Below are 16,903 nucleotides of genomic sequence, written 5' to 3'. Positions count from 1 at the left end.
CCTCCCCGGTCAGGGGTGCGCCGTTCGGTCAGGCGCGGGCAGGACGGCCGGGGGCCGTGATGCGGATCCGTCCGCGCGCGGGCGGCCCGCGCCGCTCGGCGGTGTGCGCGTGCACGGCACCGCGCAGGGTGCGCGGCCGCTCGTACCCGGCGGGCGGGAACGCCCGCGCCGGCGGTACGGGGATCGCACGCGCCCGGAGTAGGGCGAGGACCCGGGAGAGCGGCCGGGCGGCGAGCAGCGCCCCGGCCGCGAGGGCGGCGGCGAGCCGGAAGACGGCGGCCTCGCCCCAGGCCAGCCAGAGCGCGCAGAACAGCCCGGCGAGGGCGTGCGCGGCGATCATGCCGAGCCCGTCATGGGCGTGGCCGGCGGCCACGTCACCCATGCCGGCCATACCGCTCATGCCCTCCATGCCGCTCACGGAGTGCACGCCGTGCAGGGCGTCGGCGGCCTCCCTGCCGGCACCGGCACTCGCGCCCATGTCCATACCCGCGCCCGCATCCGCATCCGCCCGATGCCGTCCACCGGCCGGGGAAGAGGAGAACAGGAGGTGCAGGACCGCCTGTACGGCGAGCAGCGACGCGGCGATGGGGAGCGGTCCGCGCCGGCGCCCGGCGGAGAGCCAGGCGAGCCCTCCGGTCAGCCCGAATGCGGACAGAAGCACCAGCGCGGGAAGGTCCGTACCGGACATGTACGAATGCCCCGCCGCACCCAGTGCGACGGCCACCGCCGCGAATACCGCGGCCCGGGTGGCGCGCATCGGCGCGGGGCTGTGTGACATGACCTGGGAATGTTGCCACGGCCCCCCGCCTCGCAAAAGGGCGCCCCCGTGGCCGATCATGGTCCGATGAGCCCCCTGCCGTTGACGGTCCCGATGAGCACGGTGTACACGGGCGCGGTCCAGCTCGGGGCGTACGCCCTGGAGCGGCTGGATCCCGCGGCGCGGGAGCGGCTGCTGCGCCGCTGCTCCACCAACGCCGAGAACCTGGACGCCGGCCGCTGGGAGACCCTGGCGGCCAGCGCCTTCCTCGTCGAGGAGCCGATGCCGCTGGCGTACGCGCTCCTGCTGGCGGCCGTCCTCGGGTACGCCGAGTACGCCTACGGTGCCTGGTGGACGGCGGCCGCCTTCCTGTTCGGGCACGTCACGGCCACCCTCCTGGTCTACGGGGTGCTCCGCCGGACGGCCGGCCCCCGGACCCGGCGAGCGGTGGACGTGGGCACCAGCTACGGCTTCAACACCGTGCTCGGGGCGCTGACCTCGGCGCTCCCGCGCGGGCCGGTGCGCACCACCGCCCGGGCCGGGCTGCTGGCGCTCGCCGTCCGGCCGGTACTGCGGCGGGAGCGGAGCTTCACCGACGCCGGGCACCTGGTGGCACTGGGGCTCGGCCTCGGGGTCTCGCTGGCCGCCGATTACCTTTCCGGAGCGAAATCTCCGAAAATCATAGGGATGACACGCGTCACCCAGCGCACTTCGTCCTGAGCCATCCATTTCTCTGATCATTCGATTCTCTGATCAGATTTCTCCGATCAGTTGGAGCCGCCACGATGACCGCCACCCCCGCCACGACCGTCGCCAACCTCCGGGACCTCGGCGGTACCCCGCTCGCCGACGGCCGCAGGGTCCGCCCGGGCCTGGCGCTGCGCTCCGGCCAGCTCGACCGGCTCGACCTCGACGTCGACCGGGCCGTGGCCGCCCTGGGCATCGGCACCGTCGTCGATTTCCGCTCCGCCGTCGAGCGCGGCGATCACCCCGACCGGATACCGGCCGGCGCCCGGGTGCTCATAGCCGACGCCCTGGCCGACAAGATCTCGGCCGACAGCACCGGCGACGGCGGACCGGGGAAGATTCCCGCCGCCCAGCTCAAGGACCTCCTGTCCGACCCGGTGGTGGCGGAGGAGCACCTGGGCGGCGGCAAGGCGCAGGCCCTGTTCGCCGGCATCTACCGCTCCCTGGTGAGCTCCGCCTCCGCGCAGGCCGCGTACCGGCTGCTGATCACCGAGCTCGCCGATCCGCGGTCCGGGCCGCTGCTCTTCCACTGCACGGCGGGCAAGGACCGTACGGGCTGGGGCGCGACCGTGGTCCTGTCCCTGCTCGGCGCCGACGACGAGACGCTGATGAGCGAGTACCTGTCGGTCAACCCGGCGGTGCGGATCGCCTTCGCCCCGATGATCGAGGGCTTCACGGCGGCCGGCGGCGACCCGGACATCGCGCTGGCGCTGATCGGCGTCTTCCCCTCCTACCTGGAGGCCGCGCTGGACGAGGTGAACACGCGCTACGGCTCGATGGAGAAGTACGTGCGCGAGGGCCTCGGCGTCCCCGACGAAACGGTCGAGGCCCTGCGCGCCCGCCTCATCGTCTGAGCCTTCCGGCGGGATCCTCCCGGCCGCGCCGGGAGAGCCGGTCCGAACACGCGCGCTGGGACCCGGTGACCATCCGACCATTCGCTCGTTCTGCTGAACGTGACTGCGCCGGATACCGCCACCCGCCCCCTCCCGCCCGATGTCGAGCAGGCCGAGGCCGCCATCGTCGAGCACTATCCGCGGCTGGTGCGGCTGGCCTATCTGGTGCTGCCGCCCGCCCTCGGCCGCAACCGGCGGGTGCTCACCGCCCACTCGCTGGCCCAGCGCGCCCTGCCGCGCGGGCGGCGGGACGGGGCGGCCGCGCAGGCGGCGGTGCAGGGCGGGGTTCCGGGGCAGCGGGGTGGGGCGGGGCCCGAGTCCGGGTACGCGTACGTGCGGCTGCGCGTGCTGCGCTCCGCCCTCGAAGCCGGGATCCCGGTCACGTTCCGCGCGCTGCCCCGGCGGGCCCAACTGCCTCCGCTGCTGCCCCAGGTGTGGGGGCTGCGGCTGTTCCCGCGCTCGGGCGGGGCCGAGGAGCTGGCGCTCGACCAGTGGCTGGCCACCCTCGACGGGCCGGGCCGCGCCGCGTGCGTACTGCGGGCGCTGGAGCGGCTGCCCGAGCCCGAGGTGCTGCGGGTGCTGACCGAGGCGGGCGTGGCCAATCCGGCCGCCGCCGTCGCGGAGTCGGGGGATCCGTCGACCGACGAGCTGTTCGCCTCCCCCGAGTTCGACCCCTGCGTGCTCCAGGCCCGGCCCACCGACCTGCTGCGCCGCCGCCGGCTCGTGCGGGCCGGGATCGCCGCCGGGGTCGCCCTCGCCGTGTGCGGGGTCCTGCTCGCGCTGCCCGGCGGCGGGTGGGGGTCCGACGGGGCCGCCGCACCGCTCTACGCCAGGAACGCGGCGGCGGAGCAGGCCCTGGACCCCGGGCAGCTGGTCCGGGTCGCCCCCACGGTCTGGGGCACCTCCTCCCGCACCGACTACTCCGGCTGGCCCGCGCGCGGCGACCGCGTCGACGATGCCGCGCTGCTGCGGCGGGCGCTGGCCGTCTGGGCCCGGCCGGGCCGCTCGGTCGTGGTCTCGGCCACCCCGGGCACCCCGTCCGGGCCGCCGATGGGGCCCCCGCAGCTGCTGTTCGCCGGGACCGTGGACCAGGCCGTCGTGGTGCTCCTCTACGACGGCCTGCGCGTGGCGCGGTACGCCGAACCGCTCTCCGGCACCGATATCGCCGCCCTCGACTTCGCCCGGACCGACGGCGCCTCGGCGGACACGGCGGCGGCCCTGGTGCTCAGCCGGGTCGACGGCAACGTCCGCTATCTGGCGGCGCCGTGGGTGAAGGGCGTGACCCGGCGGGACCTGCTGAAGCCGGCGGACGCCCCGACCCGACTGGAGCTGACGCCGCAGGGGGTCACTCCGCCGGTGCCGAGCCCCGCCCCGGACGGCACCTGTACGAGCTGGAACGCCCTGGCCGTGACCGGCGACGGCTCGACCCGGCTGATCACCGACCTGGGCGAGCTGACCCCGGCCCGGCTGACCTCGGGGGCGCCGGGCGCCGAGCGGAACGTGACGGAGGGCGCGGAGCTCGGCGACTGGTCGCGGATCGCGTGCCTGCTGCCCTCGGTGCGCTCGCACGGGGTGCGCACGGTCAACGCGTGGACGTACGCGAAGCAGCCCTTGCCGGAGGGCGACGGCACGGCGACCTGGCTGTGCACCCGTGCGGAGACCTGGCAGGGCACGGCGGACCGGGTGCAGGCGCAGTTCCTGGCCCCGGGCGCGCCGCTGGCGGCGCAGGCGGCGAAGGCCGAGGGCTCGCCGGCGTGCGGGCCGCGGGAGCCGCGGGTGCTGGCCGGGGTGCTCTGGAAGTCGAAGGCCGGGCAGTGGTACGTACTGGCGGCGGGCAGTGCGCAGTTCGCTTCGCTGACCGTGGGCGGCGGACAGGTGAGCGGGGTCGCGGTGGGCAACCGGCTGGCGGTGAAGGCTCCGGCCGGGGCGCAGGTGGAGCTGACGGGGAAGCTCACGGACGGCTCGAAGGCAGGGGTGTTGAGGTAGTCCCGGCCCCGTGCCGATCCCCGCGCCCATCCCCGCACCGGGCCCGTGCACGGGCCCGGCACCGGCCCGGCTCCCAGCCCGGCCCGGTGCCGGCAGGAAGTGGCGGTAGAGGGGTTTCCCTCCCCTCTACCCATCAGTACATTGACGCCATGTCTAATACGCCGCCCGCGTCGCCCGCCCCCGTGGCGTCTCCACCCATGGATCTCAAGCCCCGCAACGTGTCCTTCTCCTGGGAGGACACCCCGCTCCACTGGCTGCCCGGCGACCCCTTCGCCAACCACACCATCAACGTGCTGCACCTGCTGCTCCCTGCGGGCGAGCGCTGGTTCGTGCACGTCTACAAGCAGGTGCTCCCGTACATCACGGACGAGCGACTGCGCGAGGACGTCGTCGGGTTCATCGGCCAGGAGGCCATGCACGCGAGCGCGCACGACGACGTGCTCCCCCACCTCAAGCGGCTGGGTCTGGACCCGACGCCCTACACGGCGCAGATCGACTGGCTCTTCGAGAAGATGCTCGGCGACCGGACCCTGCCGCCCGGCAAGCCCCGCAAGTGGTGGCTGATGGAGCGCGTGGCGATGATCGCCGCGATCGAGCACTACACGGCCTTCCTGGGCAACTGGGTGCTCAACGCGGACGAGCTGGACCGGCGCGGCGCGGACCCGATGATGCTGGACCTGCTGCGCTGGCACGGCGCGGAGGAGGTCGAGCACCGGTCGGTGGCCTTCGACCTGTTCATGCACCTGGACGGCAACTACCGCCGCCGGGCGCGCACCTGGGCCACGGCCTTCACCGCGCTGGTCTTCCTGTGGCAGCGCGGATCGCGCTACTTCATGGAACACGACCCCGGACTCCCGCCCGGGTCCAAGGCCTCGGTGGGCCAGTTCTACCGCTCGGGCCGCAAGGGGACCCTGCCGTCCACGGGCGCGATGCTGAAGTCGATACCGACCTACCTCTCGCGTACGTACCACCCCTCGCAGGAGGGCTCCACGGCGCAGGCCGTCGCCTACCTGGCCTCCTCGCCCGGCGCCAACGGCGGTTCCCACGGCCCGAACGGCGGTGCCCGCGGATGAGGCGCGCCCTCACGGTGACCGCGCTCGCGGGCGCCGCATGGCTGGCGAAGCGGGCGATCGGCCGGCGCATCGACTCCGGATCGCCCCTCTGGCCGCTGCCCGCGCTGGAGACCCCGGTCTCGGGGTACTCGCCGCGGCGGTGGATCCCGGCACTGATCGTCTCCCGTACGGAGCCCGCGGACGGGGTGCTGTCCCTGACCCTGGAATCGGCGGACCTCCCGGAGTGGGCCCCGGGCGCGCACCTGGACGTGCAGCTCCCCTCGGGGCTGGTCCGCCAGTACTCCCTGTGCGGAGACCCCTCCGACCTGGGCCGCTACACGATCGCGGTCCGGCTCGTCGAGGACGGCCGCGGCGGCTCGCGCGAGGCGCACGCCCAGCTGGTGGAGGGCGCGGAGCTCCCGGTCCGCCCGCCCCGCAACCGCTTCCCGCTCGTCCCGGCCCCGTCCTACGCCTTCGTCGCGGGCGGGATCGGCATCACCCCGGTCCTGCCGATGCTCCGGGCGGCGACGGCGGCCGGCGCGGACTGGACCCTGCTCTACGGGGGCCGCTCGCGGGCCTCGATGCCCTTCCTTGCCGAACTCGCCCGGTACGGGGACCGGGTCACGGTCGTCCCCGAGGACGAGGCGGGCCTCCCCGACCTGAGCGTGCTCGGCGCCCTGGGCCCGCGGACCCTGGTCTACTGCTGCGGCCCGGCCCCCCTGATGGCGGCGGTCGAGGCGGCCGCCCCGGCGGGCACCCCGGTCCACCTGGAGCGCTTCTCCCCGGCGGCCGCGGGCGGGGACGCGAAGGCCTTCACGGTGGAACTGCACCGCTCGGGGCGGGTCGTGGAGGTGGCGGCGACGGAATCCGTCCTGACCGCCGTCCGCCGGGAGCTGCCCGGTACCCCGTACTCCTGCGAGCAGGGCTTCTGCGGCACCTGCCAACACCGGGTCCTGGCCGGGGACATCGACCACCGCGACACCCTCCTCACCGACGGCGAACGCGAGGACTCCATGCTGCTGTGCGTCTCCCGCGCGGCCTCGGAGCGCCTGGTCCTGGACCTGTAGGGGGCCGCCGAGGGGCTGCGCAGTAGGGTGTCCGCATGACAACCGGGGTGCGGCGCAGGATGGGTGTCGAGGAGCGGCGGCAGCAGCTGATCGGGGTGGCGCTGGAGCTGTTCAGCCACCGGTCGCCCGACGACGTGTCCATCGACGAGATCGCGGCGGCCGCGGGGATATCGCGGCCGCTCGTCTACCACTACTTTCCCGGCAAGCTGAGCCTCTACGAGGCTGCGCTGCGGCGGGCCGCCGACGAGCTCGCGCTGCGGTTCGTGGAGCCCCGGGAGGGGCCGCTCGGAGCCCGGTTGCTCCGGGTCATGGGGCGGTTCTTCGCCTTCGTCGACGACCACGGGCCCGGCTTCTCGGCCCTGATGCGGGGCGGTCCGGCGGTCGGCAGCAGCCGGGCCAACGCGATGATCGACGAGGTGCGGCAGGCGGCGTACGAGCAGATCCTCTCGCACCTGGGCCTCGACCGGCAGGCCCCGCCCGCGCGGCTGGAACTCGTGGTGCGCTCGTGGGTGTCGCTGGCCGAGTCGACGGCGCTGATCTGGCTGGACGGCCGGCGGATCCCGCGCGCCGAGCTGGAGTTGCAGCTGGTGCACGACTTCGCGGCGCTGGCCGCGGTGAGCGCCGCCTACGACGCGGAGATGGCGGGAATCCTCGTACGGATCCTCGTGGACGAGCCGGCCGACGGGCCGTTCGGGGAGCTGGTGGGGCGGCTGGTGGCCCTGGTTCCCACGGGATCCGGCCCCTCGGTGCCCGGTCCGCGTTGATGGATCGTCCTTGATCGAATAACGCGCAATAATGCCCGCGTGATCATTGACGACGGGATCGTGCTCCGGCAGGCCGAGGAGAAGGACGCCGGCACGCTGGTGGCGCTGTACGACCAGGCCGCCCGCTGGATGGCCGCGCACGGGATCGAGCAGTGGAAGCCCGGCGAGAAGGACCCGGCGCACTTCCGGGCGGTCATGCGCGAGGGCGAGGTGTGGCTCGCCTCGGACGGCAACGGGCACGCCGTCGGGGCGTACGAGCTGTGGTGGTCCGACGAGGACGCCTGGGGCATCCAGCCGCCCGTGGCCGGCTACGTGCACCGGCTCATGGTCGAACGCGAAGCCGCGCCCGCCGGGGCCGGCCGGCGGCTGCTCGAACACTTCGAGCGGCGCATCGCCAGGGCCGGCCGCGAACGGGCGCGGCTGGACTGCGTCTCCACCAACCCCCGGCTGGTCGCGTACTACCAGTCCGCGGGCTACCGGGTGGTCGGGGAGTTCCCCCACAAGGAGGGCAAGGACGGGCGGGTGTACGGGGTGATCCTGCTGGAGAAGCGGCTGGACCAGCTCACTCTGGTCAACTCGGCCTGAGCCGCCTGCCGGCCGGGCTCACCCGGCCGGCTCACTCCGCCGGACTCAGCCCCGCTTGAAGACCGCAGCCGTGCGGGCCGGGACGGCGAACTCTCCCTTCGCCGGGTCGTAGGCCGCCTGGCGGACCACCGGATCGGTACCCGAGGCCTGGACCGGGTGCAGGGCGTAGGCCGTGCCCGCGAGGGCCGGAACACGCTGGGTCAGGGCGGTGGGGGCGGCGTTGAAGACCACCACCAGGTCGCCCAGGGTCATCGTGATCACGCCCGGGGTCTCCTCGGGTCCCGACAGGGGGAAGGCCAGCTTCGCCTGGACCGCCGCGGTGGTGGTGAGGGCGAAGGCCGGTTCCGTCGTACGGATCTTCAGCAGGTCCCGGTACGCGGACGAGGCGCCGCCGATCTCCGCGCAGCCGGGTGCGGGCGCTGCCAGCAGGGGCTTCGCGTAGGGCCACTTCGCGCGGTTGTCGGCCGCCGGGGGCAGGCCGCGGCCGAAGCCGTTGCCGTCCTTGCAGTCCCAGTGGATGGCGTTGAACCAGTCCCCGCTGTCGTAGGAGTTGCGGTCCAGGGACTTGGAGCGGAGCAGGTCCGTGCCCGCCTGGGAGAGGGCCGGGCCCTGGGAGAGGGCCGCCACGGACATGGCCAGGACCTGGGCGCGGGACCGGTCGGCCGTGGAGGTGCCCTCGGGGAGCTTGAACGCCAGGGCGTCGAAGAGCGTCTCGTTGTCGTGGGCGTCGACGTACGCGAGCGCGTCGCCGGGAGCCGCCGCGTACCCGGCCGGGGCTCCGTTGTAGTCCACTTCGGAGCCCTTGACCGCTCGGCCGGTGGAGTCCGTGAAGGCGTACGCGGCGAGGTTGCCGGTCAGCCCGACCTTGATCAGGTCCTGGTCGTGCAGGAGCCGGACGCGCTGCTGCTCCGCGGTGCCGTTCGCCGGGGAGGCGTTGGGGGCGGTGAACAGGCCGGAGGCGAAGCCCTGGACGCGCGGGTCCTCGTCGAAGGGGCCGCCGCCGCGGACCGCGTCGCGGGCCCGGTCGGAGAAGGTGGCGATGCCGGTGCCGGCCATGTTCTGCTGCGTGGCCTGCACGAAGCGGGCGTCGTCGGCGACCTCGCCGAAGTTCCAGCCTTCGCCGTAGAGGACGATCTTCTTCCCGTCGACCCCGTCCTTCTGGAGCGTCAGCGCGTCGAGGGCGGCGCGCACGGCCAGGATGTTGGCCTTGGGGTGGTGGCCCATGAGGTCGAAGCGGAAGCCGTCGACCTTGTACTGCTTGGCCCAGGTGACCACCGAGTCCACGACGAGGCGGCCCATCATGGCGTTCTCGGGGGCGGTGTTGGCGCAGCAGGTGGAGTTGGCGACGGAGCCGTCGGCCAGCAGCCGCTGGTAGTAGCCGGGGACGATGCGGTCGAGCACCGACTTGTCGGACTGCCCTGCGGCCACCGTGTGGTTGTAGACCACGTCCATGACCGTGCGCAGGCCCGCGCCGTTCAGGGACTGGACCATGCGGCGGAACTCCACCGTGCGGGCCGTGCCGTTCGGGTCGCTGGCGTACGAGCCCTCGGGGACCGTGTAGTGCAGCGGGTCGTAGCCCCAGTTGTACGCGTCCTTCGCGGCCGCGAAGGCCACGCAGGCCTGCTGCTCCTCGGAGTCGGGGGCGTAGACCTTCAGGTCGCAGGCGGGCTCGGTGCGGTCCCCGGGCTTCTCGGGGATGGTGCCGATGTCGAAGGCGGGCAGGAGGTGGACGTACGAGGTGCCGGCGGCGGCCAGCTCGCGCAGGTGGCGCATGCCCGCCGAGGCGGTGTCCGTGAAGGCCAGGTACTGGCCGGGGTGGGTGCTGGTGGTGTCGGCGACCGAGAAGTCGCGGATGTGCAGCTCCTGGATCTGCGCGGAGGTGAAGGGGACGGGCGCGGGCTTCTTCAGCTCGCGCCAGCCGGCCGGGGCCAGCTTCGGATCGGCGAGGTCCACGGCCAGGCTGTACGCGGAGTCCGTGGTCAGGGCGGTGGAGTACGGGTCGGTGACCAGGTTGCGGACCACCTGGCCGGTGCTCGGGGCCCAGACGGTGACGGCGTAGCGGTAGCGCTTGCCGGTCCAGTCGCGGTCGCCGCGCACCGACCAGACGCCGGTGGCGTCGTCGCGGCGCATCGGGACGGTGCGGCCGTCGAGTTCGAGGCTCACCTGCTGGGCGGTCGGGGCCCACACGGAGAGGGTGGGGCGGCCGTCCTTGAAGACGGGGCCCAGGGCGGCCTTCTCCGCACCGGTCGCGTAGAGGTCGTCGAGGACCCCGGCGAGCTGGACCCCGGTGGCGGCGAGGACGGCGCCGTTGGCGGCGCGGGCACTGGCCACGAGCTGGCCGCGCAGGGCTTCGCGGACGCGGTCCCGGTCGCGCGGGTCGACCGTGTAGGCGGCGTACGCGGCCAGGTGCGGGTACTTCTGCTTCTGGGCGGCGGTCAGCTCGGTCTTGGCCAGGCGCAGCCACTGGGCCCGGCCGGTCAGGGTGCCGTTCTCGGCCTTGACGGCTCCTTCGCGGGAGGCGAGGAGCTGGAGCGAGGCGGCGGCGGGCGGGGCGTTCCAGGCGACGGTGTCGCGGTCGATCCAGACGGCCTGGGCCTTGGCGAGGTCCAGGGCGGCGGCGCTGCCGGCGGGCTGCGGGAGGAGGTACTTCTCCTTGCCGCCGAGCATCCACACCTCGTGCCCGTTGCTCTTCAGGTCGAGCGACTGGTCGGAGGGGAGGTCCTTGGCGTCGCCGTTGTGGAGGATGTAGCTGAGGCTGGTGGCTCCGGCGGCGAGGGGGACCTCGTAGACGGCGCCGTAGGAGTCGGTGCGGGTGGGGAGGATCGGCTTGGACCAGTCGGTGGGCGCGGCCGCTCCGGTCCAGACGTGCAGGCCCCAGCCCTCGTAGGCGCCGTCGGGGCGCTGGTAGTGCAGGACGGCCTTCGACTGGTCCTGCGGCGGGTAGGCGGGCCGTTCGGTGCGGACGGGCTCCTTGCCCTGTTCCAGCCAGATCTCGCCGGTCTTCGTCACGTCGATGGTGCGGTCGGTGGCGACGTCCTTGGTGCCGTTCTTGTCGATGACGAGGTAACTGACGCTGCTCGCACCGGGCTTGAGCTTGACGTAGGCGAAGGCTCCGTAGGCGTCGCGGCCGGTGAAGTCGTGGCCGGCGGGCCAGGGAGTGGCTTCGCCCTCGGCGAGGTCGCCCCAGGCATAGAGGCGCCAGTCGGTGTAGTCGCCGTCGGGGCGGTTGTAGTGGACGACCGCGTAGTCGCGCTGGGTGGCGGTGGGGACCTCGGCGGGCGGGGTCTGCCCGGTGGCCGACGCGGCGAGGGCGCTCGCGGTGCGGCCGGCGGAGTCGACGACCACGGCCTTGTAGCGCAGCGGGGTGCCGGCGGCGGTGGCCGGGTCGATGAACTGGGTGACCTTGTACGGGGCGTGGTCGGCGGAGCCGAGGACCTGCCACTTGCCGGTGCCGGTCTGGGCGGCGAAGACGACCCGGCTCAGGGGGTCGCCGGCGACCTCGGCCGAGAGCTCGACGGTGCCGGTGGCTCCGGGGGCCGGGGCCTTGAGGGTGAGGGTGGGCTGGGTGGTGGGCTTGGCGGCCGGGGCGATCGCCTGGAGGACGACGGAGCCGAGGGCCGGGACGGGGACGGTGAGCTTGCCGGCGGCCGAGGCGCGCAGGAGGGCCGTGCCGCCGTAGAGGGTGCGGTACTGGGTGCCGGCCGGGGCGTCGAGTTCGATGGTGCGGGACTCGGCGGCGTTGTTGACGGCGACCAGGTATTCGGTGCGCGTGCGGGTGTCGGTGCGGGCGAAGGCGTAGGCCGACCCGTTGGAGAAACGTTCGCTCTGGACGCCGTCCCGGAGGGCCGGGTGGTCCTTCGTCAGCTTTGCGAGAGCACTGATCTGCTTGTAGAGCGGGTGCTCCGGATCGTAAGCATCGCTCGCGTGTGTGCGCGCTGTTCCGAGCTGGTCGTCGTCCAGGTAGTCGGCCGCCTTGGAGGCGAAGAGCGGCTGGCGGGCGTCCTTGTCCCCGCCCGCGCCGGTGAAGCCCTGCTCGTCGCCGGAGTAGATCACCGGGTTGCCGCGGGAGAGGAACATCAGCTCGTTGGCCAGCCGGTAGCGGTCCAGCAGCTCCTGCTCCCCCGCCCCCGGCCGGTCCTGCTTCAGGAAGGTCCCGAAGCGGCCCATGTCGTGGTTGCCGAGGAAGGTGACCTGCTCGTAGGCGTTCGCCTTGTCGGTGGTGTACCGGTAGTCGTCGCCGAAGACCGAGGCCAGCCGGCCGGCCTCCGCGCCCTGGGCGGCGTACGAACGGATCGCCTCCTGGAGCGGGAAGTCGAGGGTGGCGTCCAGGCGGCCCCGGGTGACGTACGGGGAGGTGATCGCGGTGTCGGCGGAGTAGACCTCGCCGAACATGAAGAAGTCCTTGCGGCCCTGCCGGGCGGCGTACGCGTCGAGGGCGGTGGCCCACTGGGTCCAGAAGCCGGTGTCGACGTGCTTGACGGTGTCGATCCGGAAGCCGTCGACGTCGAACTCCTCGACCCACTTCTCGTAGATCTCCTCCATCCCCTCCACGACCTCGGGACGCTCGGTCCACAGGTCGTCGAGGCCGAAGAAGTCACCCTGGTCGGAGGATTCCCCGGCGAAGGTGGAGTCGCCCCGGTTGTGGTACATCGTCGGGTCGTTGAGCCAGGCCGGGACCTTCAGGTTCTTCTTCGCCGCGGGGACGAAGGGGGTGCGGGGGAAGGAGTCCGTGTCGGTCTTCGGGAACTTCCCCTGGCCCCCGGAGGCCGCTCCTGAATCGAACCCAGTGGAGTCCTCGAACGGCACGCCGTCCTTGGTCAGGTACGGGAAGGCGCCCTTGGACAGGTATCCGTAGGACGCCTCCCGGTAGTCGACGACGTCGGCGGTGTGGTTGGTGATGACGTCGAAGAAGACCTTCATCCCCTTCCTGTGCGCCTTGTCGATCAGCCGCTCCAGATCGGCGTTGGTCCCGAAGTGCGGGTCGACCTGGGTGAAGTCGGTGATCCAGTACCCGTGGTAGCCGGCGGAGACGTCCTTGCCCGTCCCCTGCACCGGCTGGTTCTTGAAGATCGGCGCCATCCAGATGGCCGTGGTGCCGAGCCCCTTGATGTAGTCCAGCCGGTCGGTGATCCCCTTGAGGTCCCCGCCCTGGTAGAAGCCCTTGTCCGTCGGGTCCAGGCCGGTCTCCAGCCGGGAGCCGGTCAGACCGCCCCGGTCGTTGCGCGGGTCGCCGTTCGCGAACCGGTCCGGGAGCACGAAGTAGAACTGCTCCCGGGTCAGGTCGTGCCGTGCGGACTCGGCCGCCAGTTTGGCGTCCGAGGGCGGGGCCGGTGGCGCCTTGGCGGCGGCCGCCGCGGCGGCGGGAAGGGCGGGCAGGAGCGTCACGGCCAGGGCGGCTGCGAGCACTCGCGCGGCGCCTGCGAGGGCGGGGCGTATCAAGGCGGATCTCCTCGGGTGCGGGACGGGGTGGGGCGGGAGGGTCAGTTGCGCCAGGTGTCGGTCAGCGTGACCTTGCCGTTGGCGGGGACCGTGGCGGAGCGGTTGGCTCCGCTCTCCCAGGTGACGTTCCCGGCGGCGTCCTTGCGGACGTACTTGTAGGCGAAGACGGTGCCGGGCGGGAGCGTGACGTCGAGCTTCCAGACGGGATAGGCGGCCGGGTCGAGCTTGAGCGCGGCGCCGGTGTTCCAGCTGCCGAGCTCGGCGCGGTCACCGGTGACGTAGATGTTCTGGCCGATGACGGTGGTGGCGTTGACGGCGAAGGAGGCACCGGCGGTGGCGGGGGTCGTGGTGGGGGTCGGCGTCGGGCTCGGCGTGCCGCTGCCGCAGCTGCGGGCACCCACGTGCAGGGCGACGGCCGTCCCGGCCCCGAGGGTGGCGGTGAACCGCCCGGAGGAGTCCACGGTCACGGTGCGGCCGCTCTGCACGTCGCAGTAGTCGCCGCCCGCGAGGGAGGTCTGGAAGGTCCGGGTCAGCGCCGAGCCCTCGTGGTTGATCGCCACGTAGGCCTTGGCACCGCGCCCGAAGGCGACCTGGTCGCCGCCGTTGTCCCACCAGTCCGTGACGGCCTGGCCGCGCGCGGAGTTGCGGAAGCCGACCATGGAGGAGATCTCCTGCCAGGCGTGCTGGCACTTCCACCCGTCGGTGTAACAGGCGTTCACGGTGCCGCCGTTGGGCGGGCCGGCGTCGCGGTCGGTCCACTCGTAGCCGGAGTGCACGTCCGGGGAGCCGTAGGGCCAGGCGAGCATGAAGACGTTGGCGAGCGTGTAGGCGGACCCGTTCTTGTAGCTGAGGGTGTCACCGCCGCGCTCGGTGTCGTGGTTGTCGACGAAGACGGCGGACTGCCCGGAGGACATGTACCCCCAGGCCTCCCCGAAGTTCTTCAGGTTGGCGAGGTTCTCGTTCTGGAAGACCCGCTTGAGGTCCCGCGCGTAGCGGAACTCCTGCACGTCTCCGCTGCCGAGGTACTCGGAGGGCGAGACGGCCTCGCCGGCGCCGTGGATCGCCTCCTGCTTCCAGTAGGCGTTCGGGTTCGTCATCCGCGACTTGATGTTGGCCAGGTCGGCGGCGGGCATGTGCTTGGCGGCGTCGATGCGGAAGCCGTCGACACCGAGGGAGAGCAGGTCGTTGAGGTAGCCGGCGATCCGCCCGCGCACGTAGTCCTCGCCGGTGTCCAGGTCGGCGAGCTGGACGAGCTCGCAGTTCTGGACGTTCCCGCGGTCCTGGTAGTTCGATATCGAGGACCGGCAGTCGTCCATGTCGGCGCCGGAGTAGATGCCCGGGTAGTTGTACTTCGTGTACGAACTCCCGCCCGTTCCGGTGCCGTCGCCGGCCGCCATGTGGTTGATGACGGAGTCGGCGACGACCTTCACACCGGCGGCGTGACAGGCGTCGACCATGGCCTTGAAGGCGGTCCGGTCGCCGAGCCGTCCGGCGATCTTGTAACTGACGGGCTGGTACGAGGTCCACCACTGGGCCCCCTGGATGTGCTCCTGAGGGGGCGACACCTGGACGTAGCCGTACCCGGCGGGCCCGAGGCTCTGCGAGCAGGCCTTCCCCACGGAGTCGAACCGCCACTCGAACATGACGGCGGTGACGTCCTTCTCACCCGGGGCGGCGGCCATGGCCTGGGGAGCGGACCCCCCGACGAGGGCGAGGGCGGTCACGGCGGTGACGGCGGATACGGAGAGCAGCGCGGCGGCGGCTCTGGCGGCGCGGGCACGGGTGGGCATGGGGTGTTCCTCCTGGCGGAGAGGCGCAGGACCGGGTGGGGACCGGTCACGGCCGAGTTGGGGATTGCAGCGACCGTAGGTGCCGGACGGGGGCGCTGCAAGACCTTGCGCAAGAGATTGCAGAATTGTTTCCGGGTGGGGTCGGGGGGTGGGGGGTGGGTTGGGCTGCGGGCCGGTCCTTGGCTGCGTGGGTGCCGGGCGGCGTCCCGGCAGTCGAGCGTCCTTCCGTGGTGGGACGGTCCGTCAAGGGCGCTCCCTGCGGTCGCGTCGCTTCGCGATGGCCTTCGGCCACCCTTGACGGACCGTCCCACCACGGAAAAACACAAGACTTCCGGGATCCCCCCGGGGAATGGCCGGGGGGAGGAGAGGGGAGGGGCGGCCTCGTCTGAGATGCGCAGCCCCCTCCGGCCGGAGGGCATCTGGACACCGATCCGGCAGGACCGTGACCTCAGCCGGTACGGACGCGCGGGGCGATGCGGGCATCCAGGGCCGGGCGTCTGGGCACCCTTCCCGTGACCGTCGACCGCCACCCAGAGCGCAAGGTGGACGAGAAGGACCTCAGGGGCGGTGGGCGCGACAGATCGCTACACAGTCCCACTCAGCTTAGCGACTAACGACCGTCTGTGGCTGATCTAGACGGGGGCATGGGTACTTGGCTGTGGTGGTCGGTCTGACGACGTGGGGACGACGATACGGCTGTCAGATGACGTCCCAGGGGACCGAGGCCCAGGCCCTGTTGAGGACATCGGTCAGGACCGAACCCTCGTCGGAGAAGACGAATTGGTCGATGGAGGCCAGAGGCTGGCTGGGGCAATGAGAGTTGTTCGCTGCGGCGGCTCGAAGTGCCGGAAAGTCGTCGACTGTCAGCCGACGGGTCGACCACATGGCACCGATACGGGTCAGGCCGGCCTGGAGCAGCTGCATGGTGATGCCGGGCAGCACGGGGGCCTCGGGCCACAGCACCTGCTCCCCGTCCCAGAACGACGCGTTCCACACCGAGCCCTCGCGGACGAACCCGTCCCGGCCGACGAACAGGACATCGTCGAAACCCGCCTCGCGGGCCTGGAGCCTCCCGTAGGTGAGCCCCATCGTCGCCACGTGCTTGAGGTGCGGCAGGTCGCGCTCATACGTCGCCGTGCGAACGCGCAGTGCCGGCCGTGGGCTGTCGGCCACGGCGTCCGAGACCGACACCATGACGTCCGTACGACCCGCTGAGCCGACGGCGGGAACGACACTCACCCGCACCGACGCATCAGACCGGTCGCCGAGCCCGTGCCGGATGAGTGCGCGGATCCGGACGTCGTCCTGCTCGGCCGCCTCGCCGAAGAGCTCCAGAGAGGCACCGGCCAGCCGTCGGAGGTGGAGCTCCAGCCCCGGCACCGCCCCCTCGCGGACCTGCATCGACGTGAAGTGCCCGTAGTTCCACGTCGCGACCCGGTGCACGTCCTCAACCTCTGCGGGCAGACCGTTGATCTCTATGCTCAGCACTCGCGCAATGCTGTCACAACCACCTCGTCCGCCCGGACCTCGAACCTTCTCCAGATCAGCCACAGACGGTCGTTAGTCGCTAAGCCGAGCGAGAGTACGTAGCGATCTGTCGCGCCCACCGGCCCTGAGGGGCTTGTGAGCGTCCTTGCGCTCGGGGTGGCGGTCGACGGTCACGGGAAGGGTGTCCAGACGCCCGGCCCTGGATGCTCCGATCGCCCCGCGCCTCCGTACCGGCTGAGCTCACGGTCCTGCCGGATCCGTGCACAGATGCCCACCGACCAAAGGGGGCTGCGCAACTCAGACGAGGCCGCCCCTCCCAAGGTCCTCCCCCGGCC

Annotated in this window: 11 protein-coding genes; 7 read left to right on the top strand and 4 right to left on the bottom strand. The window is 72.5% G+C overall.

What is annotated here, in order from left to right:
- Nucleotides 1–28: 28 nt before the first annotated feature.
- The gene (locus tag OG276_RS27200; protein WP_266909327.1) at nucleotides 29–778 is read right to left on the bottom strand and encodes a hypothetical protein; all 750 of its coding nucleotides are present in this window, start codon (nucleotides 776–778) and stop codon (nucleotides 29–31) included.
- A 66-nt stretch (nucleotides 779–844) separates the two neighbouring features.
- Here OG276_RS27200 and OG276_RS27195 point away from each other — a divergent pair, with 66 nt between their 5' ends.
- The 7 genes from OG276_RS27195 to OG276_RS27165 all read left to right on the top strand — a co-directional run bounded on the left by OG276_RS27195 (nucleotide 845) and on the right by OG276_RS27165 (nucleotide 7,851).
- Nucleotides 845–1,477, top strand: coding sequence for a rhomboid-like protein (locus OG276_RS27195; RefSeq protein ID WP_266909326.1), 633 nt, complete (start codon nucleotides 845–847; stop codon nucleotides 1,475–1,477).
- 65 nt (nucleotides 1,478–1,542) lie between these two features.
- Nucleotides 1,543–2,358: a tyrosine-protein phosphatase gene (locus OG276_RS27190; protein WP_266909325.1), complete on the top strand. Its 816-nt coding sequence runs from the start codon at nucleotides 1,543–1,545 to the stop codon at nucleotides 2,356–2,358.
- A 99-nt stretch (nucleotides 2,359–2,457) separates the two neighbouring features.
- Nucleotides 2,458–4,383, top strand: coding sequence for a hypothetical protein (locus OG276_RS27185; protein WP_266909324.1), 1,926 nt, complete (start codon nucleotides 2,458–2,460; stop codon nucleotides 4,381–4,383).
- Nucleotides 4,384–4,532: 149 nt separating this feature from the next.
- The gene (locus OG276_RS27180; RefSeq protein WP_266909323.1) at nucleotides 4,533–5,456 is read left to right on the top strand and encodes a metal-dependent hydrolase; all 924 of its coding nucleotides are present in this window, start codon (nucleotides 4,533–4,535) and stop codon (nucleotides 5,454–5,456) included.
- Nucleotides 5,453–6,502: a PDR/VanB family oxidoreductase gene (locus OG276_RS27175; RefSeq protein ID WP_266909322.1), complete on the top strand. Its 1,050-nt coding sequence runs from the start codon at nucleotides 5,453–5,455 to the stop codon at nucleotides 6,500–6,502. Before OG276_RS27180 ends, OG276_RS27175 begins: the two co-directional genes overlap by 4 nt.
- Before the next feature lie 35 nt (nucleotides 6,503–6,537).
- Nucleotides 6,538–7,266: a TetR/AcrR family transcriptional regulator gene (locus OG276_RS27170; protein ID WP_266909321.1), complete on the top strand. Its 729-nt coding sequence runs from the start codon at nucleotides 6,538–6,540 to the stop codon at nucleotides 7,264–7,266.
- Nucleotides 7,267–7,305: 39 nt separating this feature from the next.
- Nucleotides 7,306–7,851, top strand: coding sequence for a GNAT family N-acetyltransferase (locus OG276_RS27165; protein ID WP_266909320.1), 546 nt, complete (start codon nucleotides 7,306–7,308; stop codon nucleotides 7,849–7,851).
- 45 nt (nucleotides 7,852–7,896) lie between these two features.
- Here the strand turns inward: OG276_RS27165 and pulA are convergent, their stop codons facing one another.
- The 3 genes from pulA to OG276_RS27150 all read right to left on the bottom strand — a co-directional run bounded on the left by pulA (nucleotide 7,897) and on the right by OG276_RS27150 (nucleotide 16,568).
- Nucleotides 7,897–13,236 carry a pullulanase-type alpha-1,6-glucosidase gene (pulA, locus tag OG276_RS27160; RefSeq protein WP_266913139.1) on the bottom strand — a complete coding sequence of 1,780 codons (5,340 nt, stop codon included), beginning with the start codon at nucleotides 13,234–13,236 and terminating at the stop codon, nucleotides 7,897–7,899.
- Nucleotides 13,237–13,331: 95 nt separating this feature from the next.
- Nucleotides 13,332–14,972: a carbohydrate-binding module family 20 domain-containing protein gene (locus tag OG276_RS27155; RefSeq protein WP_266913137.1), complete on the bottom strand. Its 1,641-nt coding sequence runs from the start codon at nucleotides 14,970–14,972 to the stop codon at nucleotides 13,332–13,334.
- A gap of 807 nt (nucleotides 14,973–15,779) precedes the next feature.
- On the bottom strand, nucleotides 15,780–16,568 hold the full coding sequence (locus OG276_RS27150; RefSeq protein WP_266909319.1) for an aminotransferase class IV: 789 nt from the start codon (nucleotides 16,566–16,568) through the stop codon (nucleotides 15,780–15,782).
- Between the last annotated feature and the right edge of the window lie 335 nt (nucleotides 16,569–16,903).

Source organism: Streptomyces sp. NBC_00086, assembly GCF_026343255.1.
Taxonomy (GTDB): Bacteria; Actinomycetota; Actinomycetes; order Streptomycetales; family Streptomycetaceae; genus Streptomyces.
Note: the sequence above shows the minus strand (reverse complement) of the source record. Positions and strands in the feature narration are given on the sequence as shown.

Excerpts from the sequence above, each read along its gene's own strand:
- OG276_RS27200 (WP_266909327.1), bottom strand. The coding sequence starts at position 778 with ATGTCACACAGCCCCGCGCCGATGCGCGCCACCCGGGCCGCGGTATTC.
- OG276_RS27195 (WP_266909326.1), top strand. The coding sequence starts at position 845 with ATGAGCCCCCTGCCGTTGACGGTCCCGATGAGCACGGTGTACACGGGC.
- OG276_RS27190 (WP_266909325.1), top strand. The coding sequence starts at position 1,543 with ATGACCGCCACCCCCGCCACGACCGTCGCCAACCTCCGGGACCTCGGC.
- OG276_RS27180 (WP_266909323.1), top strand. The coding sequence starts at position 4,533 with ATGTCTAATACGCCGCCCGCGTCGCCCGCCCCCGTGGCGTCTCCACCC.
- OG276_RS27175 (WP_266909322.1), top strand. The coding sequence starts at position 5,453 with ATGAGGCGCGCCCTCACGGTGACCGCGCTCGCGGGCGCCGCATGGCTG.
- OG276_RS27170 (WP_266909321.1), top strand. The coding sequence starts at position 6,538 with ATGACAACCGGGGTGCGGCGCAGGATGGGTGTCGAGGAGCGGCGGCAG.
- OG276_RS27155 (WP_266913137.1), bottom strand. The coding sequence starts at position 14,972 with ATGGCCGCCGCCCCGGGTGAGAAGGACGTCACCGCCGTCATGTTCGAG.